Source organism: Klebsiella scottii (assembly GCF_036561945.1).
GTDB classification, from domain to species: Bacteria; Pseudomonadota; Gammaproteobacteria; order Enterobacterales; family Enterobacteriaceae; genus Klebsiella; species Klebsiella scottii.
This window is the reverse complement of sequence record NZ_JARXNI010000020.1, coordinates 2,241,781-2,268,321: the sequence shown is the minus strand read 5'-3', so window position 1 is coordinate 2,268,321 and position 26,541 is coordinate 2,241,781. Positions and strand designations below refer to the sequence as shown.

Below are 26,541 nucleotides of genomic sequence, written 5' to 3'. Positions count from 1 at the left end.
TACCTTTTGGGTAACTAACGTATTGCTCAGGAGAAAGGCGATGGCTCTGGTCATTAAATTCATATGCGATTTGTCGAATGGCGTTCACGCCCGCCCGGCCAGTCTGGTCGAAACGCGCTGTAATACCTTTTCGTCCACCGTCGACTGGCTGAATACGCGCAGCGGAAGGCGCGGGAATGCGAAAAGCGCGCTGGCGATCATCGGTACCGATACGATTAAGGGGGACGAGTGCCAGTTAATCATCTGCGGCGATGACGAGCAGCAGGCGTTTGCCGCGCTGTCGACGTTTATTGTGGAGGAGTTTCCGCACTGTGATGCGCCGCTGGCAATGGTAAACAGCATGGACGTGCAGCCGGTCCCTGAATCGCTTTCCCGCCTGAACCCGACGCTCTTTCGCGGCCAGCCCGTCTGTGGAGGGAGCGCGGGAGGCAGGCTCAGTCATCTGAAATCCCTTGAGCTTAGCGACCTCGGGCCGCTGCCCGCTGCCGGCAGTATCGAAGAGGAGCAGGCGCTGCTGGATAAGGGATTGCTGCTCCTGGTCAGGAATATCGAATTCCGCCTGCTGGACAACGACGGTACCGCCGGCGCCATCCTTGAAGCGCATCGTTCTCTGGCGACCGATGCCTCCTTGCGCCAGCATCTGCTCGACGGGCTGCTTGGCGGATTGAGCTGCGCGCAGGCGGTTGTCGCCAGCGGCGAGCACTTCTGCTCCCGGTTTAGCGAATCCGCGAATAGCTACCTGCAGGAAAGGGTGCTCGACGTCCGCGATATCTGCTTTCAGCTGCTGCAGCATATCTACGGCGAGGCCCGTTTTTCGGCGCCGGGTCAGCTCAACGCGCCGTCTGTTTGTCTGGCAGAAGAGCTAACGCCCGGCCAGTTTCTTGAACTGGACAAGACCCTGCTCAAAGGCCTGCTGCTGCGCAGCGGCGGGACCACCTCGCATACCGTGATTCTGGCGCGTTCGTTTAATATTCCCACGCTGGTTGGCGTCGATATGGACGCGCTGCTCCCCTGGGTCGGCCAGGCGGTGCATATCGACGGCAACGCCGGGCTGCTGGTGGTCAATCCCGATGAGGCGGTCGCGCGCTATTATCAGCAGGAGGCCTGGGTTCAGGCGCAGGTGCATAGCCAGCAGCAGGCGTGGCTGGATAAGGAAGGGCAGACCAAAGACGGCCTGCGTCTGGAGGTGGCGGCAAATATCGCGCACTCCGTTGAAGCCGCTGTGGCATTCAATAACGGGGCGCAATCGGTAGGTTTGTTCCGCACCGAAATGCTGTATATGGACCGGCCCGGCGCGCCGTCCGAGTCCGAGCTCTATAATATTTTCTGCCAGGCGCTGGAGCCGGCCTGTGGGCGCAGCATTATCATCCGCACGATGGATATCGGCGGAGATAAGCCGGTGCCCTATCTGAATATTCCGGCTGAAAACAATCCGTTCCTCGGCTACCGCGCGGTGCGGATTTATGAAGAGTATCAGGCGCTGTTTCATACCCAGCTCAGGGCCATTCTGCGCGCCTCCGCGCACGGTTCGCTGAAAATCATGATCCCGATGATTTCGTCGATGGAGGAGATTCTATGGGTGAAAGATCGGCTGGCGGAAGCCAGGCAATCGCTGCGCGACGAGCATATCCCGTTTGATGAGAAGATCCCGCTCGGCATCATGCTGGAGGTGCCGTCGGTGATGTTTATCATCGATCAGTGCTGCGAAGAGGTCGATTTCTTTAGTATCGGGAGTAATGACCTGACGCAATATTTGCTGGCGGTAGACCGCGATAACGCGAAGGTGACGCGCCACTATAACAGCCTCAACCCCGCTTTTTTACGCGCTCTGGACTACGCGGTTCAGGCCGTGCATCGCCAGGGAAAGTGGATCGGTCTTTGCGGCGAGCTAGGTGCGAAGGGCTCCGTTTTGCCGCTGCTGGTCGGCCTCGGAATGGATGAGCTGAGCATGAGCTCGCCGTCAATTCCGGCAGCTAAATCGCGCCTGGCGCAGCTCGACAGCCGGGCGTGTCGCCAGCTGCTGAACCAGGCGATGCAGTGCCGAACCTCGCTGGAAGTGGAGCATCTGCTGGCCCAGTTCCGTATGACCCAGCAGGACGCCCCGCTGATCGCCAGCCAATGCATCACCCTGAACAGCGACTGGCGCAGCAAAGAGGAGGTGATTAAAGGCATGACTGACAACCTTCTGCTGGCGGGCCGCTGCCGGTATCCGCGCAAGCTGGAGGCCGATCTCTGGGCGCGGGAGGCGGTGTTCTCCACCGGGTTGGGCTTCAGTTTCGCCATTCCGCACAGCAAGTCGGAACATATCGAACAATCCACCATCAGCGTTGCCCGCCTGGCTGAGCCGGTGGCCTGGGGAGAGGACGAGGTGCAGTTTGTCATTATGCTGACGCTGAATAAGCACGCCGCCGGCGACCAGCATATGCGAATTTTCTCCCGTCTGGCGCGGCGCATTATGCATGAAGCGTTCAGAAACTCGCTGGTCACGGCGCAGAGCAGCGAAGCTATTGCTGAACTGCTACACCGCGAACTCGAACTGTAAAGCGCTACGGACTCTGCGGTCCCGGGTAGGGAACGGAAAAAAGCAGATGCCAGAGCCCGGCGTCTTCGAGGGACAGGCCGCGTCAGCGACGCGGCATCTATTTTATCTGCTGCTCTTAACGCAGAATGGCCTGACAAATGGCCTCGCTGACCTGCTGAGTCGAGGCCGCGCCCTGCATATCCGGCGTTTTTGGCCCGCTGGCGATAACCTGCTCAATCGCTGCCAGAATACCGTTATGTGCCGCTTCGTAGCGCTCGTCGCCCGCCCCGAGGAAATCAAGCATCATCGCCCCGGCCCAGATAGTCGCTATCGGGTTGGCGATATTTTTGCCATAAATATCCGGCGCCGAGCCGTGGACCGGCTCAAATAGCGACGGGAAGGTGCGCTCGGGGTTGAGGTTTGCCGAAGGGGCGATACCGATGGTGCCGGTACAGGCCGGGCCGAGATCGGAGAGAATATCGCCGAACAGGTTCGAGGCCACCACCACGTCAAAGCGCTCGGGCTGCAGCACGAAGCGGGCGCAGAGAATGTCGATATGCTGCTTGTCCCAGCGGATCTCCGGGTAGCCCTGCGCCATCGCCTCAACCCGCTCGTCCCAGTAAGGCATGCTGATGGCCAGACCGTTGGACTTGGTCGCCGAGGTCAGGGTTCTGCGCGGCCGGCTCTGCGCCAGCTCAAAGGCGTAGCGCAGAATGCGATCGACGCCGCGGCGGGTGAACACTGACTCCTGGATCACCACCTCGTGCTCGGTGCCTGGATTCACGCGCCCGCCGAGGGCCGAATACTCGCCTTCGGTATTCTCACGCACCACGTAGAAGTCGATGTCACCGGCCTTTTTCCCCGCCAGCGGGCAGGGGACGCCGGCGAACAGGCGCACCGGGCGCAGGTTGACGTACTGGTCGAACTCGCGGCGAAACTTCAGCAGCGATCCCCACAGGGAGACGTGATCCGGCACGGTATCGGGCCAGCCGACGGCGCCGAAATAGATGGCGTCGAACTCTTTGAGCCGGGCATGCCAGTCGTCCGGCATCATTTTGCCGTGGCGGGCATAATATTCGCAGCTCGCCCATTCAATCTGTTCAAAGCTGAGCGCCAGATCCCAGCGTTCGGCCGCGGCCTGGAGTACGCGAATACCTTCAGGCAGAACTTCCTTACCAATACCGTCGCCGGGAATAGCGGCAATGCGCCAGGTTTTCTTCATACGGGTTCTCACTTATTAGCGGGCGAAATTGACTTCTCCTCAATCCTATAATTGACTGCTTCATAATTAATCATGCTAACTGGTGAAACATAAAACACAGATCATGAACAATCTGCCGCTGCTAAATGATTTACGCGTGTTTATGCTGGTTGCCCGCCGCGCCGGTTTTGCCGCCGCCGCCGAAGAGCTGGGCGTCTCCCCGGCCTTCGTCAGCAAGCGAATTTCCCTGCTTGAACAGACCCTGCACGTGGCGCTCTTGCACCGCACCACGCGGCGTGTCGCCATCACCGAAGAGGGCGAGCGCATCTACGAATGGGCGCAGCGCATTTTGCAGGATGTGGATCAGATGCTGGATGAACTCTCCGACGTCCGTCAGGTTCCGCAGGGTACGCTGCGCATTATCAGCAGCTTTGGCTTCGGCCGGCAGGTGGTGGCTCCCGCGCTGGCGGCGCTCTCCCGGCAGTATCCCCAGCTGGAGCTGCGCTTCGATGTTGAAGACCGGCTGGTGGATCTGGTCAGCGAAGGGGTGGATTTAGATATTCGCGTGGGGGACGATATTGACCCGAATCTGATTGCCCGCAGGCTGGTGAGCAATCGGCGCATTCTCTGCGCCTCGCCGACCTTCCTGGCGCGCCACCCGCAGCCGAAACAGCTTAGCGATCTGGCGACCCTACCGTGCCTGGTGATTAAAGAGCGCGACCGGCCCTTCGGCGTGTGGCAGCTGCAGGGTAAAGAGGGCGAACGGGCGATTAAGGTCACCGGCCCGCTGTCGTCGAACCACGGCGAAATTGTGCATCAGTGGTGTCTTGACGGCCAGGGGATCGCTTTACGTTCATGGTGGGATGTGAGTGAAAATATCGCCAGCGGCCATCTGGTTCACGTGCTGCCGGACTATTACCAGCCCGCCAACGTCTGGGCGGTATACGTGTCGCGGCTGGCGACCTCAGCTAAAATTCGCACTACCGTGGAGTTTTTGCGCCACTATTTCCAGCAGCACTATCCGCAGCAGCGTATCGTCAGCGACGAGGTGAAATAGCCGACGGCGTTGGCCGCCGGCCGAGGGCGTTACGGGCGGGTCACCTTTTGCAAAATGGCCAGCGCGCCGGCGAACTGCGCGTCAGGGATGGTGAGCGGATAGAGGAAACGGATCACGTTGCCGTACTGGCCGCAGGTCAGCAGCAGCAGGCCCTGCTCCAGCGCCCGGCGCTGGATCTCCTGCGCCAGCGCCGCCGAAGGTTCGCCGCTTGCCGGGTCAACGAACTCGGCGGCAATCATCGAACCCACGCCGCGCACTTCAGCCAGCCCCGGACACCAGGCTTTTGCCTCTTCCAGGGTCGAAATCAGGCGCTCGCCGAGGGACTGCGCGCGCGCGCACAGCGCTTCTTTATCAATAATGTTAAGCACCGCGTGGGCGGCGGCCACCGCCAGCGGGTTACCGGCATAGGTGCCGCCTAATCCACCTGGCGCCGGAGCGTCCATAATCTGCGCGTTGCCGACCACCCCGGAGAGCGGCATTCCGCCCGCCAGGCTCTTCGCCATGGTCATCAGATCCGGCTTGTCGGCATAGTGATCCATCGCGAACAGCTTACCGGTACGGGCAAAGCCGCTCTGCACCTCATCGGCGATCATCACGATGCCGTGCTCGTCGCAGAGGCGGCGAACGGCGGCGACCAGCTCTTTAGGCGCGACGTTAAAACCGCCTTCACCCTGTACCGGTTCAAAAATAATCGCCGCCACCTGTTTGGCTTCAATATCGGCCTTGAACAGACGTTCGATGGCGGTCATCGCATCCTGAGTGGTAATGCCGTGCAGGGCCGACGGATAGGGGACGTGGTAGACGGAGCCGGGGAACGGCCCAAAGCCCAGCTTATAGGGGGCAACTTTACCGGTCAGCGCCATCGTCATGTAGGTACGGCCGTGGAAGCCGCCGCCAAAGGCGATCACCCCGGGACGTCCGGTATGGGCGCGGGCAATTTTAATCGCGTTTTCTACCGCTTCGGCGCCGGTAGAAAAGAAGGCGGTTTTGGCCGGACCGCGCACCGGCGCCAGCTCGTTAAGCTTCTCGGCCAGCGCGACGTAGCTCTCGTAGGGCACAATCTGGTAGGCGGTATGGGTAAACAGCTGCAGCTGCTGCTGTACGGCGGCGACCAGCTCCGGGTGACGATGCCCGGTATTCAGCACGGCGATCCCGGCGGCAAAGTCGATGTAATCCCGACCTTCGACGTCGGTCAGGGTGGCGTTTTGCGCCGATTGGGCAAAGAAGTTGCACATCACGCCCACGCCGCGCGGGGTCGCTGAAAGACGACGCTGATGAAATTCGCTGTTGCTCATGTTTAACACCTTTTAGCAAAGTTGATGACGTTGACCGGCGCGGAGGCTTAAACCCCGAGGCGATCGCGCAGGCTGTAGTAGGCGGCGCCCATCGCGGTAAACGGAATGCGCAAGCTGCGTCCGCCCGGGAACGGGTAGTGCGGCAGTTTGGCAAAGGCGTCGAAGCGCTCGGCATCGCCGCGCAGAAGCTCGGAAATCAGCCTGCCGGCGAGATGCGTACAGGTGACGCCGTGGCCGCTGTAGCCCTGCATGTAATAAATGTTCTTATCGAGACGGCCGAACTGCGGCATCCGCGACAGGGTCAGCAGGAAGTTGCCGGTCCAGCGATAGTCGATCTTCACCCCTTTCAGCTGGGGGAAGGTTTTCAGCAGCTTCGGCATAATCAGACGCTCGACGTCGTCAGGGTCGCGGGCGCCGTACACCACGCCGCCGCCGTAGAGCAGGCGGTTATCGCCGGTTAAGCGGTAGTAATCCAGCAGGTAGTTGCAGTCCTCTACGCAGTAGTTCTGCGGGATCAGCGAGCGCGCGACCTCAGCAGAGAGCGGCTCGGTGGTGACCACCTGGGTGCCGCAGGGCATGCTGCGCTTCGCCAGCTCCGGCTCGAGCTTATCGCCCAGATAGGCGTTACCGGCGACAATAACGTAGCGCGCGGTGACCTGGCCGCGGGCGGTGCTGACCACCGCCGGGCTGGTGTGCTGGATCTGCGTGACCGGCGACTGCTCGTACACCCGGCCGCCGTTGAGGCGGATAGCGTCCGCTTCGCCGATGGCCAGATTCAGGGGATGAATATGACCGCCGCTACGATCGAGCAGCGCGCCGGTGTAGCGATCGCTGTTGACTTCGCGGCGGATAGCGGCGGCGTCCAGCAGCTCCAGCTGGGTATTGCCGTAGCGCTCCCAGTTCTCTTTTTGCTCCTCCAGCGTCTCCAGCTGCTTATGGTTCATCGCCACAAACAGGCCGCCGGGGCGGTAGTCGCAGGCAATCTGATAGCGCTCGATGCGTTCGCGGATAATATCGCCGCCTTCAAACATCATGCTGCCCAGCATTTTTGCCGCATCCGGGCCGTAGGTGCGTTCAATCACGTCGATATCGCGGCTGTAGGAGTTAACCAGCTGGCCGCCGTTGCGGCCGCTGGCGCCGAAGCCGATGCGCGCGCCTTCCAGCAGCACCACGTCGTAGCCCATTTCCGCAAGATGCAGGGCCGAAGAGAGGCCGGTATAGCCGCCGCCGACGACGCAGACGTCGCAGCTGATGGATTCATCCAGCGTCGGGAACGGCTCGTAGGCGTTGGCGCTGGCGGCGTAATAGCTGGTGGTATGTTCGGTCATGATTAAGACTCCAGAGCAATCCAGATGGTTTTCAGTTCGGTGAATTTTTCCAGCGCATGCAGGGATTTATCGCGTCCGTTTCCGCTCTGCTTGTAGCCGCCAAAAGGTACGGTCATATCGCCATCGTTATAGTTGTTGACGAAGACCGAGCCGGCTTTCAGGCGGCGGCTCAGGCGGTGGGCGCGGGAGAGGTCGCGGGTCCATACCGCAGCGCCGAGGCCGTAGCTGCTGTCGTTGGCCAGCCGCAGCGCCTGTTCCTCGCTTTTAAAGCGGGTCACCACCAGTACCGGGCCGAAAATCTCTTCCCGGCTAATGGTCGAGGCGGGATCGACGTCGACAAAAATGGTCGGGCCAATGGCCGCCGGCCACGGGTTTTTGCGCCCGTCGAGCAGCAGGGTGCTTTTACTCTCCCCGGCGCGAATAAAGCTGTGAACGCTATCGGCGTGGGCGTTATCGATAAGCATGCCCATCGTGGTGTTCGGATCGAGCGGGTTGCCCGGCTGCCAGCGGCTTGCCTGCTCCTGCAGGCGGGCAAGAAACGCGTCGGCGATGCTGTCTTCGACCAGCAGACGGGTGCCGGCGATGCACACCTGGCCCTGGTTATAGAAGATGCCGCCGGCGGTGGCGTCCACCGCTTTCTGCAGGTCAGGGCAGTCGGCAAAGACGATATTGGCGCTTTTGCCGCCGGCCTCCAGCCACACGCGTTTCATATTGCTGTCGCCGGCATCTTTTAACAGCTGCTTGCCGGTGCGGGTCGAGCCGGTAAAGGTAATGACTTCTACATCCGGATGCAGGGAGAGGGCCTGGCCCGCCTCGTGGCCGTAGCCGCTGATGACGTTGAGCACGCCGTCCGGCAGCCCGGCCTCTTTCGCCAGCCCGGCAAGACGCAGCGCGCTGAGCGGTGATTTTTCTGACGGCTTAAGGATCACGCTGTTGCCGGCCGCCAGCGCCGGGCCCAGCTTCCAGCAGGCCAGCAGCAGAGGGAAGTTCCACGGCACAACCGCGGCGACGACGCCAATCGGTTCGCGGACGATCAGCGCCAGCTCGTTCGTCCCGGTCGGGGCAACTTCGCCATAGACCTTATCGATAGCCTCGGCGTACCAGCGGATCGCCCGCGCCGCGCCGGGGATATCATCGCGCAGGCTGTGGCGAATCGGTTTGCCGGTGTCGAGGGTTTCCAGCAGCGCCAGCTCTTCGCGATGGGCTTCTATCAGGTCGGCAAATTTATGCAGCACCGCCTTACGCCGGGCCGGCGAGGCCTGGGACCAGTCGCCGCGATCGAAAACGTCGCGCGCTGCCTGAACGGCGCGATCGACGTCGGCTTTTTTACCGCGCGCCACGTGGGCCAGCGTTTGCTGAGCGGCGGGGTCGATGGTTTCAAAGGTGCTATTATCGGCGGCGGCGCAATATTCCCCGTTAATAAATAGCCGGGTCTCCGGTTGCAGGCTATTTGCTTGTTCCTGCCAGTAGGTCAGATGCTGAAAATCCATATATAGACTCCATCATAATATAAGCGGGTAAGAATATTCATAAAGTAATCGGATAATAATATTAGGTATTTTCAGACAGCGCGGGACGGATTGCGTCATACCTCAAGCCGAAGCCTTGAGATATAGGCGGTCCCCGGAGTCAGATACCGTTAAGCGCTATTTTATTTGCGCGTATTATTAAGGCCGGCGGAGAGTTATATTTCCGCGCTGCGCAAATAGATTATTTGCGTACTCTGCGCGCCGGCGGAAATATTTCAGCCGCCGGCGCGGGCCTGAAGAATACCTGAAACCAGCTCAGGCTAAAATTAGAACGTGGTGGGGGTATGGGCACTGATAATTCGGCAAATACCTGCCGAAGTGTTGCTGAAGCTGTGCGGTATGCCGGTATTAATGGCATAGCTTTGCCCGGCAACCAGGTGATACGACTGACCGTTAACAATCAGCACAACCTCACCTTCCAGTACGGTGCCTATTTCCTCACCCTGATGTTTGATCCTCTCCCCGGTGGTGGTTCCAGGCTGGTAAGTTTCAAAAATCATCGCCAGCGTACGGTTCGGATTTCCGTTGTGAACCAGCTTCATCGAAACGCCCTGACTGCCCATTTCAATAAGGTCATCCTGATTAATAACCACCTGCGGTTCATCAGGTTTTTCTGGTTCAGAAAAGAATTCCGAGAGCGACAGCCCATAGACTTTCAGCAGCTTTTGCAGCGTACTGATGGCAGGACTGACTTTATCCTGCTCTATGGTACTGATGGCACTATGTGTTAACCCAGACAGTTCGGCGGCACGACGTTGTGAGAGACCCAGCTGTTGGCGGATCGCTGACAGACGTTTCCCTGGCGCCAGTCCGTCATCGCTCATATTTGCATTTCCTTAACTGTAGTGGTCAGAGCCGCTGCTTTTCAGCAATGTGGTTCTGACAGGCGGTGATAAAACCTTCAAACAACATACGCGACAGGGCGTATTCGCTACTGTTCCATTCAGGATGCCACTGTACGCCCAGCGCGAAAGGGTGGTCGTTAACGCTGACCGCTTCCGCCAGCCCGTCCGAAGAGCGGGCCTCCACGCGCAGACGTGGGCCTAATGTTTTTGCTCCCTGCCCGTGTAGCGAGTTTACCCAAAACGTGTTGCAGCCCGGTATTAACTGAGAAAGTAATCCTCCTTCCTGAACCTGAACTTCGTGAGAGGGAGCGTACTGCTGCTCTACCGGAAGCTCGGGGTCTTCGCGATGTTCAAGCAGTTCCGGCTGCTCGAAAAGACGACGATACAGAGTCCCGCCGGTGGCGACAACCAGTTCCTGCAACCCACGGCAGATGGCGAAAATGGGGATGCGCCTTTCGAGTGCGGCGGCAATTAATGCCATGCTCAGAAGATCACGCCCGGGATCGGCGTCAGGCTCATCGCCGTTTTCACCATAAAGGTGCGGCTGGACGTTGCTGGGGCTGCCTGGCAGATAGATTCCGTCCAGTTTGGGTAACAGCGCGGCCAGCAGTTCCGGCTCGGCCAGCGCGTGCGGCAGGGCAATCGGCAGCCCACCGGCGTTAATAATCGCATTCAGGTACTTTTCTTGCAGGGTCTGGGTCTGATGACCCTTGAGCCTGTTCCTGCACATCACGACGCCAATAACCGGCCTGTACATTATATTTTCCATGATCGCCCTCACAAAGTGGACTAAATTATGACCATTTAGGGTGTTAAAAGGCCATATCGTTCAATATTTTCTCAATCTAGCAGCGAGAATAGCCGTTTGCAAACTTAATTTAACATTTGACAAACATTTTGTTTGCATACACATTCGAATGGTGGACATTATATTTAACGGCAGCAGGCCGAAGTCCGAAACCAACACAACGGCGGTGAATGATGGAAACCAATATCGTAGAAGTTGAGAATTTTGTTCAGCAGTCAGAAGAGAGACGGGGCAGCGCATTTGCTTCTGAAGTAAAGCGCTACCTTGAACGTTACCCTGATACCCAGTACGTCGATGTGCTGTTAACCGACCTTAACGGCTGCTTCCGCGGCAAGCGCATCCCGGTTTCCAGCCTGAGTAAACTGGAGAAAGGCTGCTACTTCCCGGCTTCGGTTTTTGCGATGGACATTCTGGGTAACGTGGTTGAAGAGGCGGGTCTCGGCCAGGACATGGGCGAGCCGGACTGCACCTGCGTGCCGGTGCCGGGCACCTTAACGCCTTCCGCCGCCGATCCGCAATACATCGGCCAGGTGCTGCTGACTATGGTTGATGAAGATGGCGCTCCCTTTGACGTTGAGCCGCGGAACGTACTTAACCGTCTCTGGCAGCAGCTGCGCCAGCGCGGGCTGTTCCCCGTGGTAGCGGTAGAGCTGGAGTTCTATTTACTCGATCGCAAGCGTGATGCCGAAGGCTATCTCCAGCCGCCCTGCGCGCCGGGCACCGACGTGCGCAACACCCAAAGCCAGGTTTACTCCGTTGATAACCTCAACCACTTCGCCGACGTGCTGAATGATATCGACGAGCTGGCCCAGCTGCAGCTGATCCCCGCCGATGGCGCGGTAGCGGAAGCCTCGCCCGGACAGTTTGAAATCAACCTTTACCATACCGATAACGTGCTCGATGCCTGCGATGATGCGCTGGCGTTAAAACGCCTCGTGCGTTTAATGGCGGAGAAGCATAAGATGCACGCCACTTTTATGGCCAAGCCTTATGAAGAGCACGCCGGTAGCGGGATGCATATCCATATCAGCATGCAGAACAATAAGGGTGAAAACGTGCTGGCGGACGCGCAGGGCGAAGATTCCGCGCTGCTCAAGCGCGCGCTGGCCGGGATGATTGACCTGATGCCGGCATCGATGGCGCTGCTGGCGCCGAACGTTAACTCGTACCGTCGCTTCCAGCCGGGAATGTATGTCCCGACCCAGGCATCGTGGGGACACAACAACCGCACCGTGGCGCTGCGCATTCCCTGCGGCGATCGCCATAACCACCGCGTCGAGTATCGGGTCGCGGGGGCGGATGCCAACCCGTATCTGGTGATGGCGGCAATCTTTGCCGGGATTTTACACGGGCTGGACAATACGCTGCCGCTTCAGGAAGAGGTGGAGGGCAACGGGCTCGAGCAGGAGGGGCTGCCGTTCCCGATTCGCCAAAGCGATGCGCTATGGGAATTTATGCAAAACGACTCCCTGAGAGAGCTGCTCGGCGAGCGCTTCTGCCACGTTTACCATGCCTGCAAGCATGATGAGCTGCTGCAGTTTGAGCGCCTGATCACCGAAACAGAGATTGAGTGGATGTTGAAAAACGCCTGATCGCCGCCCCGTAAGGGGGCAACGGGTGAGAACCATCGGTAGCATCATACGGCCTGAGCGGAGCCTGGCCGAATATTTTTGCTGGGGATCCAGCCGCTTCCCGGATGTCGCGTTAAGGAGCGCAGGCGACAACGGGGCTTCAGTTAACGACACAGTGTGTGACGAGGTAGGAGATGATGCAGATGTTCAAATATCCGCAGGGAGAAGGGGGCCATGAGGGCCGCTATGAATGTGAACCCGCCGCCGTTCGCCGGTACGTTTTACCCTGTTGTTTACGCTTAACCCCCTTGCTAAGCAGGTTTGTAACCCGGTCAGTGTACCCACAAACCTACGCGTGCATGGGGGGAAACGGTCATGGCTGCTAATACTTCTCTTAACATCTCATCCGAGGCGGGAAAGCCTCGGCTGCGCAAGTCGCTCAAGCTCTGGCAGGTGGTGATGATGGGCCTCGCCTACCTGACGCCGATGACGGTGTTTGATACCTTCGGCATTGTCTCCGGCATCAGCAACGGCCACGTGCCCGCCTCCTATTTACTGGCGCTGGCGGGGGTGCTGTTTACCGCCATCAGCTACGGTAAGCTGGTTCGTCAGTTCCCGGAAGCGGGGTCGGCGTATACCTACGCTCAGAAATCAATCAGCCCGCACGTCGGCTTTATGGTTGGCTGGTCGTCGCTGCTGGACTACCTGTTCCTGCCGATGATCAACGTCCTGCTGGCTAAGATTTATCTTTCCGCCCTGTTCCCTGAAGTCCCGCCGTGGGTGTGGGTGGTGTCGTTTGTGGCGATCCTCACCGCCGCGAACCTGAAGAGCGTGAGCCTGGTCGCCAACTTCAACACCCTGTTTGTGCTGGTGCAGATTTCTATCATGGTGGTCTTTATCGTGCTGGTGGTGCAGGGGCTGCATAAAGGTGAAGGGGTGGGGACCGTCTGGTCGCTGCAGCCGTTTATCAGCCAAAACGCTCATCTCATCCCGATCATCACCGGGGCGACGATCGTCTGCTTCTCGTTCCTCGGCTTTGACGCGGTGACCACGTTGTCGGAGGAGACCCCGGACGCCGCGCGGGTGATCCCGAAGGCGATTTTCCTCACCGCCATGTACGGCGGCATTATCTTTATCGTCGCCTCGTTCTTTATGCAGCTCTTTTTCCCCGATATCAGCCGCTTTAAGGACCCCGACGCGGCGCTGCCGGAGATCGCGCTCTACGTCGGCGGCAAGCTGTTCCAGTCGATTTTCCTCTGTACCACCTTCGTCAATACCCTGGCGTCGGGGCTGGCTTCGCACGCCAGCGTCTCGCGTCTGCTGTACGTGATGGGGCGCGACAACGTCTTCCCGGAGCGCGTTTTCGGCTATATCCACCCGAAATGGCGGACGCCGGCGCTGAACGTGATTATGGTGGGAATTGTCGCCCTGTCGGCGCTGTTCTTCGACCTGGTCACCGCCACGGCGCTGATCAACTTCGGCGCGCTGGTGGCCTTTACCTTTGTCAACCTGTCGGTGTTCAACCACTTCTGGCGGCGCAAGGGCTACAACAAAACCTGGAAGGATCGTTTCCACTATCTGCTGCTGCCGCTGATTGGCGCCGTGACGGTCGGCGTGCTGTGGGTGAATCTGGAGGCGACATCCCTGACGCTGGGCCTGGTGTGGGCCGCGGTCGGTCTGCTCTATCTGACCTGGCTGACCCGGCGCTTTCGTAAGCCGCCGCCGCAGTTTGACGGCGCCAGGGCGGAGCAGGCCTGGGAGTCGTAGCGCGCAGGTGGGAACTGAATAAAGAAAAGCAGGCAACATGCCTGCTTTTCTTTTGTCGCTATAGCGTCTCTATAGCAGACCGGGGGTTATTTTTTCTTCTTGTGAAAAGGCAGCTGGCTGGCGCGACGCTCCTTGACGTATGACACCAAACTGTAAAGCGCAACCCCCAGCAAAATGACCGCAGCGAGAAGGAGAATAATACCGGACATACACAATCCTGGGTCCTGGTTGAAAACGATGCACTCTATAAATACGCGGCTAAGATAGCATCGGGATATGTCTGAAATATGACTCTTCCATCGGTAAAACCTAACAAACGCGGCAGGAAAACCTGTTGTTTTGTCGGGCGGGGTAACACTCCGTTAAGTGATTTTACAGACGCGCGGCCTTCAGGCTGTTACTCTGCACGCGAGTTCGAATTGTCTGAGAATATTGAATGCGTAATAAACATGTCGTCAGCCTGCCAGGGCTGGCACTTATCCTGGTCTCGTTTGCTTCACAGGCGGAGTCCGAACGTCAGCAAACCCGGGAGCGGATCGTCGATCAGGTACTCAAACCCTGCGAAGGAAAGAAGGCCGGAGACAAAGTGGTGATGGTCGATCGTCGCGGCGGAGAGCATGAGGCTATCTGCACGCTGGCGGCGGTACCGCTGCCGGAGTAACGTCTACCGCCGCCGGGCAGATTAGAGATTTCCCGTGCCGCCATCCACCAGCAGCTCGGTTCCCACGACGTAGCTGGACTCGTCCGAGGCGAGGTACAGCGCGGCTTTCGCCAGCTCCTGCGGTGTGCCCATTCGCCCGAGCGGGACCAGGTTTTTGATCTCCTCCTGCAGGGCGCTCAGCGCCTGCGCGCTGAGGCCGAGCTTATCTAGCGCCGGCGTGCGCACCGGGCCCGGGCTCAGGCCGTTAACGCGAACGCCGCGCGGCAGCAGCTCCGCCGACAGGGTGCGGGCCAGCGACAGCAGCCCGGCTTTGCTGGCGGCATAGGCGCTGCTGGTCGGCAGGCCGATATGGGCGCTCACCGAGCCGCAGAGAATCACCGAAGAGGGGTTCGCCAGCAGCGGCAGCAGGGCCTGAAGTAAAAAGAACGGCCCTTTGAGATTGGTATTCATCAACCGATCCCAGCTCTCTTCACTCCAGTCGCCAATATTCGCGTGGGTGACGTCGCCGGCGTTGATGAATACCGCATCAAGGCGCGGCCAGCGGCTGGCAAGAACGTGCGCGAGCCGACGCTGGTCTGCGGCATCGCCCGCATCGGCGGCGATAGCCCATCCTCGATCCCCCAATAGTTCCTGCGCCTGTTGAAGCGCCTCAGGGCTGCGGCCGGTTACCGCAACCTGCGCGCCCTCGGCGATAAATTCCTGCGCCGTAGCAAGGCCGATGCCGCTGGTTCCACCGGTAATTAAGGTCAATTTTCCTGCTAAACGTCCCATCGTTGTGCTCCCAATCGCTCACTGGAAATCCCACTATAAAAGCATTAGTATCCAAAAGGTACCAGGTACCAATTGGGTACTAAATAGGGGAGTGGTGTGCTATGGCGAAAACAGCGGCGCAGGCTGCGGAAAATAATTTTGTACCACCGGTTTGCCCGATGACCAGCTTCGTTAATCTGATCGCCGGGAAATGGGCGATCCCCGTGCTCTATCGTCTGATCGTGCTGAATACTCCGGTGCGCTTTGGCGAACTGCTGCGCGCAATCGCCCCCATTACGCAAAAAGAGCTGACCCGCCAGCTGCGGCTGTTTGAGCAGCGCGGGCTGGTGTCGCGCTGCGTCTATCCGGAGATCCCGCCGCGGGTTGAGTATCAGATAACCGAGCTCGGGCTATCGATGCGCGAGGCGCTGCAGCCGCTGGCGGAGTGGATGAACCACAACGGCCATCGGCTGAAGCGGTAAAAGAATGCCCGCTGCCTCAGTTTGCGCGCTGTTATCTGGCAAAATGTCATAAATTTGTCACAATCAGGGCGATGCTAATCACTGACTGAGGGTTAAGGGATGAGAAAAAGTCTACTCGCCGGCGCGATTGCCGCTGGCGTTTTGTTATCCGCGGGCGTCCAGGCACAGGAACAGGCGGCCCCGCAGGGCTATCAGCTCCAGCAGGTGCTGATCATGAGCCGCCACAACCTGCGCGCGCCGCTGGCGAATAACGGCAGCGTGCTGGAACAGTCAACGCCGAAATCATGGCCGGAGTGGGACGTCCCGGGCGGGCAGTTGACCACCAAGGGCGGGGTGCTGGAAGTCTATATGGGGCACTATATGCGGGAGTGGCTGGCGCAGCAGGGGCTGGTGACCAGCGGCGAGTGTCCGCCGGACAACGCGGTGTACGCCTATGCCAACAGCCTGCAGCGCACCGTCGCGACCGCCCAGTTCTTTATTACCGGCGCCTTTCCCGGCTGCGGCGTAACCGTCCATCACCAGCCGCAAATGGGCACTATGGACCCGACCTTTAACCCGGTTATCACCGATGACTCCGCGGCGTTTGGCGAGAAAGCGGTGCAGGCAATGGAAAAAGAGCGGCAAAAAATGCAGCTCACCGACAGCTACAAGCTGCTTGAAGAGATGACCGACTATCGCAATTCGCCTTCCTGTAAAGAGAAGCAGCAGTGCTCGCTGAGCGACGGAAAAGACACCTTCAGCGCCAAATATCAGCAGGAGCCGGGCGTTTCCGGGCCGCTGAAGGTCGGTAACTCGTTGGTGGATGCGTTCACCCTGCAGTATTACGAAGGCTTCCCGCAGGACCAGGTGGCGTGGGGTGAAATCAAAACCGATAAGCAGTGGCAGGTGCTGTCGAAGCTGAAAAACGGCTATCAGGATAGCCTGTTTACCTCAACGGAAGTGGCGCGCAACGTTGCTAAGCCGCTGGTGAAGTATATCGACAAGGCGCTGGTGGGCGATGCGACGCAGGCGGCGAAAGTGACGCTGCTGGTGGGACATGATTCCAATATCGCCTCGTTGCTGACGGCGCTGGATTTTAAACCTTATCAGCTGCACGATCAGCACGAGCGCACGCCGATTGGCGGGAAAATTGTCTTCCAGCGCTGGCATGATAGCGGCGGCAACCGCGAGCTGATGAAGATCGAGTACGTCTATCAAAGCACCGCACAGCTGCGTAATGCCGACGCGCTGACGCTGCAGTCGCCGCCGCAGCGGGTGACCCTGGCGCTGAGCGGATGTCCGGTGGACGCCAACGGCTTCTGCCCGATGGAGACCTTTAAAACGGTGATGAACCAGGCCGCAAAATAAACAAAAAACCCGGAGCAATCCGGGTTCCTGACCCCATGATAAAGCAGCGTTTTTGCGAGCGATCGTGGGGTTAATTATTGCTATGAAGGATCGACGTTAATCGTGGTTATGGCAGATATTTTTTTAAATCCGCTATCAACGGCTTAAGCACGTCATCATCCTCCCAGTACTGGGTGTGGGACATTGGGTTCCAGCTTCTGCCAATCCATCCGAAAGGGCCTTCTCCGGCATTTATCGCGTAGTCCTGGACCACTAAACCATATTCGGTGGAAAGCTTTGCGAGCGGCCATCCGAGCACATCGTCTTTATCGTAGTAGTTTTTCCAGATAAAACTGTCGTTTGGTTTGAACGGTAAAATATCAACGGTGGCATGGGCCGCAACGAAGATTGGAATATTGCAGCCGGTCGTATAAAAATACTTAAATCTATTTCCTGCTAAAAACGACAGCTGTGCCGGCGTTAATTCATTGCCATTATTCACGTATAAATTCAGGTCGCTGTTACTCTTCCATATCCCGGCGCTAACGAATTTGTTCTTCTGATGTTCCTGCGCATCCCAGAAATAACAGGATGCGACATGGCAACCCAGCGATTGTGCAATGATAAAAACGGGTGCATCAGCTGCAATCTTGCTGTAGGTATCAAGCAGAACTTTACCTATTTCAGCCTGGGCCAGAGTATAAACGCTATTTGGGTACTCTTTTTTGGCCTCCAGCCCCGCCGCGTCACCGAATCCGAAGAGGACAAACTCTCTCAGATCCAGCCATCTGACCTGATCCATCACGTTTTTCCAGACCGCGTCTTCATTGTCCTGCAATATTTTTTGGTAATAAATTCTGTCCGTATGCAGGGAATCATATTTTTTCCCCAGCATCTTTTTTACGACCTTAAAAAAACCGTCAGGATAATCTTCCTGGGTTTTTCCCATCCCATGTATGGTTATCAAAGCCGCTTTTTTTGACATATCTTCTCCAGAGATGCGTAATCACAAAGGATAGCCTGAAAAGTAATAGCCTGATCATCAGTTGTATAAATAAAGGCGTCCGCGCCTTCAATAAGAAATAGCATTTGTTTAATAGGGCGTTTGGATTTTGCTGAAAAAAATATATTTCACTTCTAAAGGCCAAATGAGCGGATTTTTTTCTACGCCAGGGAAAGAAAACAAAAATATATACTCAGCCAAGAGGGGGAAGTTCGCTGCTAATGTAACCCTTTGGATTATATTGATGCGTTATGGTTAAGGCGGTGATAAAAACCCGTACCGGCGGGGCCGATATGGACGCCCGGTGGCTGCACATTCGGCAAAAGGCGCAGTATTGCGCTGCGTAAAAAAACCCGGAGCAATCCGGGTTTTTTTATTCTGCCGCATCGTGGTTACACGTTTTTACGCTCGATGGTTTGCTCGCCCCAGAACAGCGAATCTTTATCCGTTTTCGCAAAGGCCAGCGGCAGCACTTCATCGCTGCCTTCTTCCCAGATTTTTTCCGCTAACTTTTCATCGTATTTAGCCAGTTCGAAAATCGCTTCGGCGATCTCCACCGAGGTATTGCGTAAACTTGCCCACTCACCGACGTGGTGAGCTTTTGCTTCTTGAGTTGGCATGCAGATCCTCCTGCTGAGGGTTAACCCTGTAATTTAACCGCCAGGCCGGCGACATGTTCGCCCTGGTAGCGGGCGATCGCCAGCTCTTCTTCGCTCGGCTGGCGAGAACCGTCGCCGCCGGCGATGGTGGTTGCGCCATACGGCGTACCGCCGCGAACCACCGAGACATCAAATAATTCCTGAGCGCCGTAGCCAATTGGCACGATCACCATCCCGTGATGGGCGAGGGTGGTCCAGGTCGAGGTAATGGTTTGCTCCTGTCCACCGCCGGTGCCGGTAGAGCTGAATACGCTGGCCAGCTTGCCGTACAGCGCGCCGGATGCCCACAGACCGCCCGTCTGATCGAGGAAGGTGCGCATCTGTCCGGACATGTTGCCGAAACGGGTCGGGGTACCAAAGATGATAGCGTCATACTCTGCCAGCTCCTGCGGCGTGGCGACGGGCGCATTTTGCGTTTTCCCGCCTGCTTTGGCGAATGCCTCAGCATGCATAGTTTCCGGCACGCGCTTCACCACCACTTCCACGCCGTCTACTCTGTTCGCCCCTTCGGCGACGGCATGAGCCATGGTTTCGATGTGTCCATACATTGAATAATAAAGCACCAGAATTTTAGCCATTTGCATCACTCCTCGGTTGCGTTATAGGCCAGCCAAACGACTGGCTATCTTTAAAGATAAGGCGTCTGGCGGAGAGTGCAAATCTAACAATCATTTATTTGATTTATAACAAAATTGCAAAGATTGCTTTTGTCGCAAAAAGATACATTTTCCGCTGCGCTGTTTTCGTCTGCCTTAAGAGAGGCTTAGCGCACGGCAGGGGCGGGAATATGTCTGCAAAGTCGAAAGCTGTTGCAGGATGTTACTATTGGCGAGATGAATGAGTTTCGTTCGCTACGCTTAAAGGCACGCGATACGATAATGGTGATGCCATAGGCCGCAGACGCTGCGGCTGCGTATCGCGCGTAATGCAGTATGATGTCTAACCAAGTGGAGGTCAGTGATGGCAAACCATCGTGGCGGTTCCGGCAACTTCGCCGAGGATCGTGAAAGAGCATCAGAAGCAGGTCGTAAAGGTGGTCAGCACAGCGGGGGGAACTTTAAAAACGATCCCCAGCGCGCCTCTGATGCGGGCAAAAAAGGGGGCAAAAATAGTCACGGCAATCGTCATAGCTGATTCATCGCGGATGATGTTTGTCGACCGTTTATGATGCGGGGTTAATCTCCCCGGTACCCTCCGCATCGCCCTCGCCGCCGGCAGCTGCCGGCGGTTTTTTTATCGCCAACGGTTGCGCTCGCGGCCGGCTAATTGCACACTAGCTGGCTATCTATCGTTACCGGCCGCGCTATGTCTTCGTTCAAATTCTCCATTAAACCCCAGGAAGCGATCCTCATCGTGATCACCATGTTCTGGGGCGGTACCTTCCTTGCCGTGCAGTATGCCGTGACGCTCAGCGGGCCGTTCTTTTTTGTCGGCGTTCGTTTTGCGACCGCGGCGCTGGCGGTTGCCCTGCTATCGCTTCGCGTCCTGCGCGGGCTGACGTGGCTTGAGCTGAAGGCCGGCTTGGCGATCGGCGTATCCATTGCGCTGGGGTACAGCCTGCAAACCTGGGGCCTGCAGTCGATCTCCAGCAGCAAGTCGGCATTTATTACCGCCATGTACGTTCCGCTGGTGCCGCTGCTGCAGTGGCTGTGCCTTGGGAAAATGCCGGGAGTGATGTCCTGCCTGGGCGTGGTGCTGGCATTTACGGGCCTGATCCTGCTGGCCGGGCCGGAAAATAATCTGCTGGCGCTCGGCGTCGGCGAAGCGATCACCCTCGCCAGCGCGCTGGCGATCGCCGCGGAGATTATCTTAATCAGCGCCTGGGCCGGGAAGGTGGACGTCCGGCGGGTGACGGTGGTGCAGCTGGCAACCGCGTCGCTGGTGGCTTTTGCGGCGATGGTGCCGGCAGGGGAAGCGATTCCCCCGATGTCGCCGGGGCTGCTGGGCGTCGCGCTGGGGTTGGGTATTTTCAGCGCCATTATTCAGGTCACCATGAACTGGGCGCAGCGCAGCGTGTCGCCGACCAGAGCGACGCTTATTTATACCGGCGAGCCGGTGTGGGCGGGCATTTTTGGCCGCATTGCCGGCGAGCGCTTGCCGCTACTGGCGCTGGTAGGCTGCGCCTTTATTCTGGCCGGCGTTCTGGTGAGCGAGCTGAAGCTGAAGCGAAAAAGGGCCTCCGATGTACAGGAGGCCCCGGCAGAGGTCAAGGCGCTGTCCGAGCTGGCGGAGCGTCCGGACCCGTAGTTCCGGTCGGCATGGCGCGACCGGGAAAGCCCGGTCTACACCGTGGCGTTAGGTTCTTCCGCTACCCGCGCGCGGCGGCTAAGCAGAGCGTGCAGGAGAATGGCGCCAAAGGTCGCGGTGCCGATCCCCCCCAGGGTGAAGCCGCCCAGCGAGAGGGCAAAATCACCGGCGCCGAGCACCAGCGTCACCGCCACCATAATCAGGTTCCCGTTCTGGCTCAGATCGACGCGGTTCTGCACCCAGATCCGCGCCCCGGCCACCGCAATCAAACCAAATACCACAATCGAGGCCCCGCCGATTACCGGCCCGGGAATGGTGTGGATCAGCGCGCCAAACTTGGGCGAAAACCCGAGCAGGACGGCAATCAGCGCGGCGGCAACGAACACCAGCGTCGAGTAGACTTTGGTGACCGCCATTACCCCGATATTCTCCGCATAGGTGGTGACGCCGCTGCCGCCGACGGCGCCGGAAAGCATCGTCGCCAACCCGTCGCCGACGAACGCCCGGCCCATATAGGGGTCCATATTGCGCCCGGTCATTCCGGCTACGGCCTTCAGATGGCCGAGGTTCTCAGCGACCAGAATCACCGCCACGGGCGCAATCAGCATCATCGCCTGACCGTTAAAGGTCGGGGAGGTGAAGTGGGGGAGACCAAACCACGCGGCCTGTTCCAGCAGAGAAAGATCGAGCGGCTTGCCCAGCCCGAGGCCGTTTGCCAGCAGCGCGTAGAGCACGCAGGCCACAATCAGGCCGACGAGGATCAGCAGCCGCTGGAGCATTCCGCTGGTGAAGACCGCCACGAGGCCGATGCACAGCACGGTCAGCACCGCCATCCAGCCGTCAAACGGCGTCGCTGAAACGCTGCGCACCGCAATCGGCGCGAGGTTCAGGCCAATCGCCATCACCACCGCGCCGGTGACCACCGGCGGCATCAGGCGTTCAATCCAGCGGGTGCCGGCTTTCATCACCACCAGGCCAATCAGGGTATAGAGCAGGCCGCAGACGATAATCCCGCCGAGGGCGACGTCCAGATGCGGGTTCAGCCCCTGGCCGTTAAAGCCGGTGACGGCAATGACCACGCCGACAAAGGCCGCGCTGGAGCCCAGATAGCTCGGCACCCGGCCGCCGGTCACCAGGAAGAACAGCAGGGTGCCAATGCCGGACATCAGGATCGACAGGTTGGGGTCGAGCCCCATCAGTATCGGCATTAGCACGGTGGCGCCGAACATCGCGACCGCGTGCTGCACGCCCATGACCACGGTTTGCCCGACGGAGAGGCGTTCATCTGGGGCCACCACGCCGGAAGCGGCGGAGGGGGAGGTCAACTGCCAGCGAGGAAAATCGAAAAGTGCCATGATGATATCCCGGGTTCAAGGTTAACAGGCTGGGCGCATAAGCGTGTGATAGCCGCGGTCGAACCACATCAGCCCGCGCGGCTGCGGATGCTTAACGATGGCGGCGACCTCGCAGAACAGAATGTCGTGGCTGCCGACGCTGACGACCTGGCTGATGCGGCAGTCGAAGCTCGCCAGGGCATCGTTCAGGCGCGGGCAGCCGGTGACGCCGGGCTGCCATTCGGCGGCGGCGAAGCGCTCCGCCATCGGCGTTTTACCGCCAAACAGATTGGACAACGGCTCCTGTCCCGCCGCCAGCGTATTGACGCACAGCGTTTGATGCTGGCTAAAGGTCGGCCAGACCGAGGCGGAGCGGTTCAGGCAAACCAGCAGCGTCGGCGGCTCGTCGGTCACGCTGCACACCGCGCTGGCGGTAAAGCCGGCCCGGCCCGCCGGGCCGTCGGTGGTAATAATGTTAACCGCGGCGCCGACCTGGGCCATGGCGTCGCGAAAGCTTTGTTTATCCGCTATAGGCATGGAGGCTCCTTATGCCAGCCGGCAGGCATCGTCAAAGGAGAGACGCGGCAGGCGATCGTAGAGCTTTGTCTCATCGCCATAGCCGATGTTAATCAACAGGTTGCTCTTCCATCCGCTGTCGGCAAAGAACGCCGCATCGACCTTTTCCCGATCGAATCCCGACATCGGCCCGGTATCCAGACCGAGCGCGCGGCAGGCGAAAATCAGATAGGCCGCCTGCAGCGAGCTGTTGCGGAACGCGGTCTCCTCGGCGAGCTGGGGGCTGGAGGTAAACCAGCTGCGGGCGTCGCCGTGGGGAAACAGCTCCGGCAGGCGATCGTAAAAGGCGCTGTCCCACGCCACGATGGCGGTGACCGGCGCGCGGAGGGTTTTTTCCACGTTGCCGCTGGAGAGCGTCGGGCGCAGCTTCTCTTTGCCCTCCGGGGTGCGGACAAAAACGATCCGCGCCGGAGAGCAGTTGGCCGAGGTCGGGCCCATTTTCATCAGCGCGTAAATTTCCTCCAGCAGGCTGTCGGCTACCGGCTTATCCAGCCAGCCGCTGTGGGTCCTGGCGTGGCTGAACAGCGTTTCGCACGCGCTTTGGCTAATACTCTCACTCATAAACTCTCCTGGCCGGCGGGCAGCATCGCGGCAAGCCCGTCGCATAAAATGGGGTTGAAGGTCTCGGTATCGGTGACGTTACAAGCATGGCCTCCCCAGGCCATCTCCACCAGCTGACTGCCGGGGATTGCGGCCTGCAGCGAGCGCGAGCAGGAGGCGGGCACCAGCAGATCGTCATGGGCGCTGATCATCAGGGTCGGACAGGTCACCGCCGCGGCCTGCCGGGAGAAGTCAGCCTGCTTCAGCGCCTGTAGCCGCTTCAGCAGATTGTCCTTACCCTGAAAATGGCTGAGCGCGAGGGCATCCTCCGCCTCCAGCCGCGGCGCGCGCGCGGCCATCCACTCCGCCGGATAGAGGAACAGCGGCTGCGCTTCCACCCACGCCTGGGCGCCGCCGGTATGCAGCAGGCGCTCGCGCACCTGGAAGCAGCGGCGGGTGTGGGTCGATAGCGTCAGCCAGGCGTTGACCAGCACCAGCGCGCTGACCGCCCGGGGTTTGTCCAGCGCCAGCTGCAGGCCGATCAATCCTCCCAGCGCATGGCCCACCAGCGCGAAGCGCGTAATTCCGGCCTTCTCCAGCGCCTGCCACAGCTCCTGGGCCATAGTCGCCATGCTGTAGGCGGCGGGCAGCGGGCCGGCGTTTTCGCCGGTGCCGTTCTGGTCATAGGTCACCAGCTGGTATCGCGCTGCCAGCGGCGCGCGCTGCGCGGTCCAGTAGCTGCCCGCGCCGCCCAGCCCGGCGCTCAGCACCACAACCGGGGCGCCCTCGTAAGGCGCAGGGGCGATATTCAGCTTCATGGCGCAGGTTTCCCGATATGCGCCACCGTGGCGATCTCCACCAGCGCCTCGGGCTTCACCAAACCGCATTGAATGCAGAACCGCGCCGGCTTATCGCCGGGGAAAAACTCGGCGTAGACTTCGTTAATCGCGGCGTAGTTTTTCCAGTCGGTGATAAAAATGCTGTTGAAGGTCACATCCTCCATACTGCCCCCCGCCGTTTCGATAACGCTGCGGATGGTCTCCAGAACGTGACGGGTTTGCGCCTTTGGGTCGCCGATGTGGACCACGTTGTTTTGCTTATCGAACGGCAGCGTACCGGAGACATACACTACGCCATCGGCCAGCGTGCCGGGTACGAAAGGGGCGATCGGCGTGGTGGTGCCGGGTGGAATAATGACCTGTTTAGGCATAACGTTTCTCCTCCGGGAACGGGATGGGGCTGGCGGGCTGCAGGGCATCGCAGAAGCTGGCGACGTCGCTGACCCAGCCAAAGAAGGTCTCAATATTGAACAGCGCCGCCTGCTGAGCGAAGGCCGGTCCGGCCTGATGGGTAGCGTCTTCCAGCACGATGCCGAAATATTCGAGGAAGAAGCCGTCGCGCAGGGTGGACTCCACGCAGACGTTGGTGGCGATGCCGGTGAACACCAGGTGGCGAACGCCGCGGCTGCGCAAAATGCTGTCCAGCTGGGTGTTGTAGAAGCCGCTGTAGCGCGGTTTCGGCAGCACCACGTCGCCCGGCTGCGGCTTAAGCTCATCGACCAGCTGGTAGTCCCAGCCGCCTTTAGCCAGCAGCTTGCCCTGCAGCTCAGGACGGCTGCGCATGGTCTTCAGGGCGTTGGATTTATGGTAATTGGGCGAGCCGGGGCCGCCGGCCTCCATGTACTGGTCGTCCCAGCCGTTCTGAAACCAGATAATCAGCATCCCGGCGGCGCGGGCGGCGGCGACGGCGGTGTTGATGTTGTCGATAACCGGCCGGGTGGCGGAGACGTCAAAACCGGCCAGATCGAGATAGCCGCCCTGGCTTGCATAGGCGTTTTGCATATCAACCACGATCAGCGCGCTGTTTTGCGCCGCGAAGGTCAAGGATTCCGGGCGAGCGGGAAGGGTAATCATCAGGCAACCTCGCGAGTAGCGGTGGCAATATGGTCGCGGCAGCGCATCAGCGGCTGAATGCGCTCGCCGAAGGCGTCAATTCCGGAGAGGAAATCATCAAAGGTCAGCAGCACGCCGTCGGTACCGGGGACCGCGGCGACTTCATCGAGCATGCGGGCGACGCTGGCGTAAGAGCCGACGAGAGTGCCCATGTTGATATTGACCGCTGAGGTGGGGTCGGCCATCTGGCGGACGTTGGTATCGCTACCGGAGCGGGTATCCTTCTGGCTCTGCTCGGTCAGCCACGCCAGCGCGTCTTCGTCGGCGCCGGCTTTGTAGTGCTCCCATTTCGCGCGCGCGGCTTCATCCGTTTCGTCGGCGATAACCATAAACAGCACGTACGAGCCGACGTCGCGGCCGGTTTTTTCCGCCGCCTGCATCATGCGCGCGGCGGTCGGGGCGAAGGCGGCCGGAGTGTTGACCCCTTTGCCGAAGCAGAAGTTGTAGTCGGCGTACTGGGCGGAGAAGGCCATACCGGCATCGCTTTGCCCGGCGCAGATAACCTTCATCGGCTGCGACGGCTGCGGGCTGACGCGGCAGTCGTTCATCGTGAAGTAGTCGCCCTTAAAGTCGCTCTGCCCGGTGCCCCACAGGTCGCGCAGCACCTGGACATATTCGCTGAGATAGTCGTAGCGGCTGGCGAAATAGTCGTCACCCGGCCAGATCCCCATCTGCTCGTATTCTGGTTTTTGCCAGCCGGTAACCAGGTTGACGCCGAAGCGGCCGCCGGAAATCGAGTCAATGGTGGAGGCCATCCGGGCGACGATGGCCGGAGGCAGGGTCAGGGTGGCGGCGGTGGCGTAGATTTGGATCCGCGAAGTCACCGCCGCCAGGCCCGCCATCAGGGTGAAGGATTCGAGATTGTGATCCCAGAATTCGGTTTTGCCGCCAAAACCGCGCAGCTTGATCATCGACAGCGCGAAGTCAAAGTTGTAATGCTCGGCTTTCTGCACAATCGCTTTATTCAGCTCAAACGTCGGCATGTACTGCGGGGCATGGGTGGAAATCAGCCAGCCGTTATTGCCAATCGGAACGAAGACACCAATTTTCATATGCACCTCAATGCGGTCGTTAAACAAGAAGGCGTGC

General features: G+C 59.3%; 27 protein-coding genes. 9 read left to right on the top strand and 18 right to left on the bottom strand.

Features of this window, described 5'->3' with window-relative positions:
• Positions 1–40 precede the first annotated feature (40 nt).
• Positions 41–2,542 carry a phosphoenolpyruvate--protein phosphotransferase gene (gene ptsP, locus QFI97_RS18320; protein ID WP_095096167.1) on the top strand — a complete coding sequence of 834 codons (2,502 nt, stop codon included), beginning with the start codon at positions 41–43 and terminating at the stop codon, positions 2,540–2,542.
• Positions 2,543–2,657: 115 nt separating this feature from the next.
• On the opposite strand, the gene QFI97_RS18315 is transcribed toward ptsP, so the two are convergent.
• The gene (locus tag QFI97_RS18315) at positions 2,658–3,743 is read right to left on the bottom strand and encodes a tartrate dehydrogenase (RefSeq protein WP_095096170.1); all 1,086 of its coding nucleotides are present in this window, start codon (positions 3,741–3,743) and stop codon (positions 2,658–2,660) included.
• Positions 3,744–3,825: 82 nt separating this feature from the next.
• Between QFI97_RS18315 and QFI97_RS18310 the strand changes: the two genes are divergently transcribed.
• The gene (locus tag QFI97_RS18310) at positions 3,826–4,779 is read left to right on the top strand and encodes a LysR substrate-binding domain-containing protein (RefSeq protein WP_346431744.1); all 954 of its coding nucleotides are present in this window, start codon (positions 3,826–3,828) and stop codon (positions 4,777–4,779) included.
• Between the two features lie 29 nt (positions 4,780–4,808).
• Here QFI97_RS18310 and puuE read toward each other — a convergent pair whose 3' ends face one another.
• The 5 genes from puuE to puuD form a co-directional block, all read right to left on the bottom strand.
• Positions 4,809–6,074, bottom strand: a complete 1,266-nt coding sequence (gene puuE, locus QFI97_RS18305; RefSeq protein ID WP_331835569.1) for a 4-aminobutyrate transaminase — start codon at positions 6,072–6,074, stop codon at positions 4,809–4,811.
• A 47-nt stretch (positions 6,075–6,121) separates the two neighbouring features.
• On the bottom strand, positions 6,122–7,402 hold the full coding sequence (locus QFI97_RS18300; RefSeq protein WP_095096178.1) for an NAD(P)/FAD-dependent oxidoreductase: 1,281 nt from the start codon (positions 7,400–7,402) through the stop codon (positions 6,122–6,124).
• 2 nt (positions 7,403–7,404) lie between these two features.
• Entirely contained in the window at positions 7,405–8,892 is a 1,488-nt protein-coding gene (gene puuC / locus QFI97_RS18295; protein WP_346431743.1) for an aldehyde dehydrogenase PuuC, read from the bottom strand.
• A gap of 305 nt (positions 8,893–9,197) precedes the next feature.
• On the bottom strand, positions 9,198–9,755 hold the full coding sequence (gene puuR / locus QFI97_RS18290; protein ID WP_041144904.1) for an HTH-type transcriptional regulator PuuR: 558 nt from the start codon (positions 9,753–9,755) through the stop codon (positions 9,198–9,200).
• Between the two features lie 25 nt (positions 9,756–9,780).
• On the bottom strand, positions 9,781–10,533 hold the full coding sequence (gene puuD, locus QFI97_RS18285; RefSeq protein ID WP_198389036.1) for a gamma-glutamyl-gamma-aminobutyrate hydrolase: 753 nt from the start codon (positions 10,531–10,533) through the stop codon (positions 9,781–9,783).
• Positions 10,534–10,757: 224 nt separating this feature from the next.
• On the opposite strand from puuD, the gene QFI97_RS18280 reads away from it, so the two are divergent.
• Positions 10,758–12,176, top strand: a complete 1,419-nt coding sequence (locus QFI97_RS18280; RefSeq protein WP_095096187.1) for a glutamine synthetase family protein — start codon at positions 10,758–10,760, stop codon at positions 12,174–12,176.
• A gap of 354 nt (positions 12,177–12,530) precedes the next feature.
• The gene (locus tag QFI97_RS18275) at positions 12,531–13,922 is read left to right on the top strand and encodes an APC family permease (protein WP_346431742.1); all 1,392 of its coding nucleotides are present in this window, start codon (positions 12,531–12,533) and stop codon (positions 13,920–13,922) included.
• Between the two features lie 86 nt (positions 13,923–14,008).
• Here the strand turns inward: QFI97_RS18275 and QFI97_RS18270 are convergent, their stop codons facing one another.
• Complete coding sequence (locus QFI97_RS18270; protein WP_095096195.1) at positions 14,009–14,131, bottom strand: small membrane protein; 123 nt, start codon at positions 14,129–14,131, stop codon at positions 14,009–14,011.
• A 227-nt stretch (positions 14,132–14,358) separates the two neighbouring features.
• Between QFI97_RS18270 and QFI97_RS18265 the strand changes: the two genes are divergently transcribed.
• Positions 14,359–14,583, top strand: a complete 225-nt coding sequence (locus tag QFI97_RS18265; RefSeq protein ID WP_095096198.1) for a hypothetical protein — start codon at positions 14,359–14,361, stop codon at positions 14,581–14,583.
• Between the two features lie 21 nt (positions 14,584–14,604).
• Here the strand turns inward: QFI97_RS18265 and QFI97_RS18260 are convergent, their stop codons facing one another.
• Positions 14,605–15,354 (bottom strand): SDR family oxidoreductase, encoded by a 750-nt coding sequence (locus QFI97_RS18260; RefSeq protein ID WP_095096201.1) that lies wholly within the window; start codon positions 15,352–15,354, stop codon positions 14,605–14,607.
• Positions 15,355–15,455: 101 nt separating this feature from the next.
• Here QFI97_RS18260 and QFI97_RS18255 point away from each other — a divergent pair, with 101 nt between their 5' ends.
• Positions 15,456–15,815 (top strand): winged helix-turn-helix transcriptional regulator, encoded by a 360-nt coding sequence (locus QFI97_RS18255; protein ID WP_095096204.1) that lies wholly within the window; start codon positions 15,456–15,458, stop codon positions 15,813–15,815.
• Positions 15,816–15,914: 99 nt separating this feature from the next.
• A complete protein-coding gene (gene agp, locus QFI97_RS18250) occupies positions 15,915–17,162 on the top strand; it encodes a bifunctional glucose-1-phosphatase/inositol phosphatase (protein ID WP_095096207.1) in 1,248 nt (415 codons plus the stop codon).
• A gap of 106 nt (positions 17,163–17,268) precedes the next feature.
• On the opposite strand, the gene QFI97_RS18245 is transcribed toward agp, so the two are convergent.
• The 3 genes from QFI97_RS18245 to wrbA form a co-directional block, all read right to left on the bottom strand.
• Entirely contained in the window at positions 17,269–18,126 is an 858-nt protein-coding gene (locus QFI97_RS18245; RefSeq protein WP_346431741.1) for a hypothetical protein, read from the bottom strand.
• A 410-nt stretch (positions 18,127–18,536) separates the two neighbouring features.
• Positions 18,537–18,764, bottom strand: a complete 228-nt coding sequence (locus QFI97_RS18240) for a YccJ family protein (protein WP_095096210.1) — start codon at positions 18,762–18,764, stop codon at positions 18,537–18,539.
• Between the two features lie 20 nt (positions 18,765–18,784).
• The gene (gene wrbA, locus QFI97_RS18235) at positions 18,785–19,381 is read right to left on the bottom strand and encodes an NAD(P)H:quinone oxidoreductase (protein ID WP_045854788.1); all 597 of its coding nucleotides are present in this window, start codon (positions 19,379–19,381) and stop codon (positions 18,785–18,787) included.
• 382 nt (positions 19,382–19,763) lie between these two features.
• Between wrbA and QFI97_RS18230 the strand changes: the two genes are divergently transcribed.
• Positions 19,764–19,937, top strand: a complete 174-nt coding sequence (locus QFI97_RS18230; protein ID WP_041144912.1) for a con-10 family general stress protein — start codon at positions 19,764–19,766, stop codon at positions 19,935–19,937.
• A gap of 171 nt (positions 19,938–20,108) precedes the next feature.
• A complete protein-coding gene (locus tag QFI97_RS18225) occupies positions 20,109–21,050 on the top strand; it encodes a DMT family transporter (protein ID WP_346431740.1) in 942 nt (313 codons plus the stop codon).
• 35 nt (positions 21,051–21,085) lie between these two features.
• Here QFI97_RS18225 and rutG read toward each other — a convergent pair whose 3' ends face one another.
• Genes rutG through rutA form a run of 7 tightly spaced genes read right to left on the bottom strand, consistent with a single transcriptional unit; the run spans position 21,086 to position 26,504 of the window.
• Entirely contained in the window at positions 21,086–22,405 is a 1,320-nt protein-coding gene (rutG, locus tag QFI97_RS18220; RefSeq protein ID WP_346431739.1) for a pyrimidine utilization transport protein G, read from the bottom strand.
• Positions 22,406–22,426: 21 nt separating this feature from the next.
• On the bottom strand, positions 22,427–22,921 hold the full coding sequence (rutF, locus tag QFI97_RS18215) for an NADH-dependent FMN reductase RutF (protein ID WP_346431738.1): 495 nt from the start codon (positions 22,919–22,921) through the stop codon (positions 22,427–22,429).
• Between the two features lie 9 nt (positions 22,922–22,930).
• Positions 22,931–23,521, bottom strand: a complete 591-nt coding sequence (locus tag QFI97_RS18210) for a malonic semialdehyde reductase (protein ID WP_095096225.1) — start codon at positions 23,519–23,521, stop codon at positions 22,931–22,933.
• Positions 23,518–24,318: a pyrimidine utilization protein D gene (rutD, locus tag QFI97_RS18205; protein WP_331835565.1), complete on the bottom strand. Its 801-nt coding sequence runs from the start codon at positions 24,316–24,318 to the stop codon at positions 23,518–23,520. The genes QFI97_RS18210 and rutD overlap by 4 nt, the downstream gene beginning before the upstream one ends.
• The gene (rutC, locus tag QFI97_RS18200; RefSeq protein WP_095096230.1) at positions 24,315–24,710 is read right to left on the bottom strand and encodes a pyrimidine utilization protein C; all 396 of its coding nucleotides are present in this window, start codon (positions 24,708–24,710) and stop codon (positions 24,315–24,317) included. Before rutC ends, rutD begins: the two co-directional genes overlap by 4 nt.
• Entirely contained in the window at positions 24,703–25,413 is a 711-nt protein-coding gene (gene rutB / locus QFI97_RS18195) for a pyrimidine utilization protein B (RefSeq protein WP_327204209.1), read from the bottom strand. The genes rutC and rutB overlap by 8 nt, the downstream gene beginning before the upstream one ends.
• A complete protein-coding gene (gene rutA, locus QFI97_RS18190) occupies positions 25,413–26,504 on the bottom strand; it encodes a pyrimidine utilization protein A (RefSeq protein ID WP_095098047.1) in 1,092 nt (363 codons plus the stop codon). The genes rutB and rutA overlap by 1 nt, the downstream gene beginning before the upstream one ends.
• Positions 26,505–26,541: the final 37 nt, after the last annotated feature.

What these genes read in the sequence shown, in the direction of transcription:
- agp (WP_095096207.1), top strand. Translation starts at nt 15,915, where the DNA reads ATGAGAAAAAGTCTACTCGCCGGCGCGATTGCCGCTGGCGTTTTGTTA.
- QFI97_RS18230 (WP_041144912.1), top strand. Translation starts at nt 19,764, where the DNA reads ATGGCAAACCATCGTGGCGGTTCCGGCAACTTCGCCGAGGATCGTGAA.
- rutC (WP_095096230.1), bottom strand. Translation starts at nt 24,710, where the DNA reads ATGCCTAAACAGGTCATTATTCCACCCGGCACCACCACGCCGATCGCC.
- wrbA (WP_045854788.1), bottom strand. Translation starts at nt 19,381, where the DNA reads ATGGCTAAAATTCTGGTGCTTTATTATTCAATGTATGGACACATCGAA.
- rutD (WP_331835565.1), bottom strand. Translation starts at nt 24,318, where the DNA reads ATGAAGCTGAATATCGCCCCTGCGCCTTACGAGGGCGCCCCGGTTGTG.
- puuR (WP_041144904.1), bottom strand. Translation starts at nt 9,755, where the DNA reads ATGAGCGATGACGGACTGGCGCCAGGGAAACGTCTGTCAGCGATCCGC.
- QFI97_RS18255 (WP_095096204.1), top strand. Translation starts at nt 15,456, where the DNA reads ATGGCGAAAACAGCGGCGCAGGCTGCGGAAAATAATTTTGTACCACCG.
- QFI97_RS18300 (WP_095096178.1), bottom strand. Translation starts at nt 7,402, where the DNA reads ATGACCGAACATACCACCAGCTATTACGCCGCCAGCGCCAACGCCTAC.
- QFI97_RS18240 (WP_095096210.1), bottom strand. Translation starts at nt 18,764, where the DNA reads ATGCCAACTCAAGAAGCAAAAGCTCACCACGTCGGTGAGTGGGCAAGT.
- puuD (WP_198389036.1), bottom strand. Translation starts at nt 10,533, where the DNA reads ATGTACAGGCCGGTTATTGGCGTCGTGATGTGCAGGAACAGGCTCAAG.
- QFI97_RS18210 (WP_095096225.1), bottom strand. Translation starts at nt 23,521, where the DNA reads ATGAGTGAGAGTATTAGCCAAAGCGCGTGCGAAACGCTGTTCAGCCAC.
- QFI97_RS18280 (WP_095096187.1), top strand. Translation starts at nt 10,758, where the DNA reads ATGGAAACCAATATCGTAGAAGTTGAGAATTTTGTTCAGCAGTCAGAA.
- rutF (WP_346431738.1), bottom strand. Translation starts at nt 22,921, where the DNA reads ATGCCTATAGCGGATAAACAAAGCTTTCGCGACGCCATGGCCCAGGTC.
- ptsP (WP_095096167.1), top strand. Translation starts at nt 41, where the DNA reads ATGGCTCTGGTCATTAAATTCATATGCGATTTGTCGAATGGCGTTCAC.
- puuE (WP_331835569.1), bottom strand. Translation starts at nt 6,074, where the DNA reads ATGAGCAACAGCGAATTTCATCAGCGTCGTCTTTCAGCGACCCCGCGC.
- rutB (WP_327204209.1), bottom strand. Translation starts at nt 25,413, where the DNA reads ATGATTACCCTTCCCGCTCGCCCGGAATCCTTGACCTTCGCGGCGCAA.
- QFI97_RS18265 (WP_095096198.1), top strand. Translation starts at nt 14,359, where the DNA reads ATGCGTAATAAACATGTCGTCAGCCTGCCAGGGCTGGCACTTATCCTG.
- QFI97_RS18275 (WP_346431742.1), top strand. Translation starts at nt 12,531, where the DNA reads ATGGCTGCTAATACTTCTCTTAACATCTCATCCGAGGCGGGAAAGCCT.
- QFI97_RS18245 (WP_346431741.1), bottom strand. Translation starts at nt 18,126, where the DNA reads ATGTCAAAAAAAGCGGCTTTGATAACCATACATGGGATGGGAAAAACC.
- QFI97_RS18225 (WP_346431740.1), top strand. Translation starts at nt 20,109, where the DNA reads ATGTCTTCGTTCAAATTCTCCATTAAACCCCAGGAAGCGATCCTCATC.
- QFI97_RS18260 (WP_095096201.1), bottom strand. Translation starts at nt 15,354, where the DNA reads ATGGGACGTTTAGCAGGAAAATTGACCTTAATTACCGGTGGAACCAGC.
- rutA (WP_095098047.1), bottom strand. Translation starts at nt 26,504, where the DNA reads ATGAAAATTGGTGTCTTCGTTCCGATTGGCAATAACGGCTGGCTGATT.
- rutG (WP_346431739.1), bottom strand. Translation starts at nt 22,405, where the DNA reads ATGGCACTTTTCGATTTTCCTCGCTGGCAGTTGACCTCCCCCTCCGCC.
- QFI97_RS18270 (WP_095096195.1), bottom strand. Translation starts at nt 14,131, where the DNA reads ATGTCCGGTATTATTCTCCTTCTCGCTGCGGTCATTTTGCTGGGGGTT.
- puuC (WP_346431743.1), bottom strand. Translation starts at nt 8,892, where the DNA reads ATGGATTTTCAGCATCTGACCTACTGGCAGGAACAAGCAAATAGCCTG.
- QFI97_RS18315 (WP_095096170.1), bottom strand. Translation starts at nt 3,743, where the DNA reads ATGAAGAAAACCTGGCGCATTGCCGCTATTCCCGGCGACGGTATTGGT.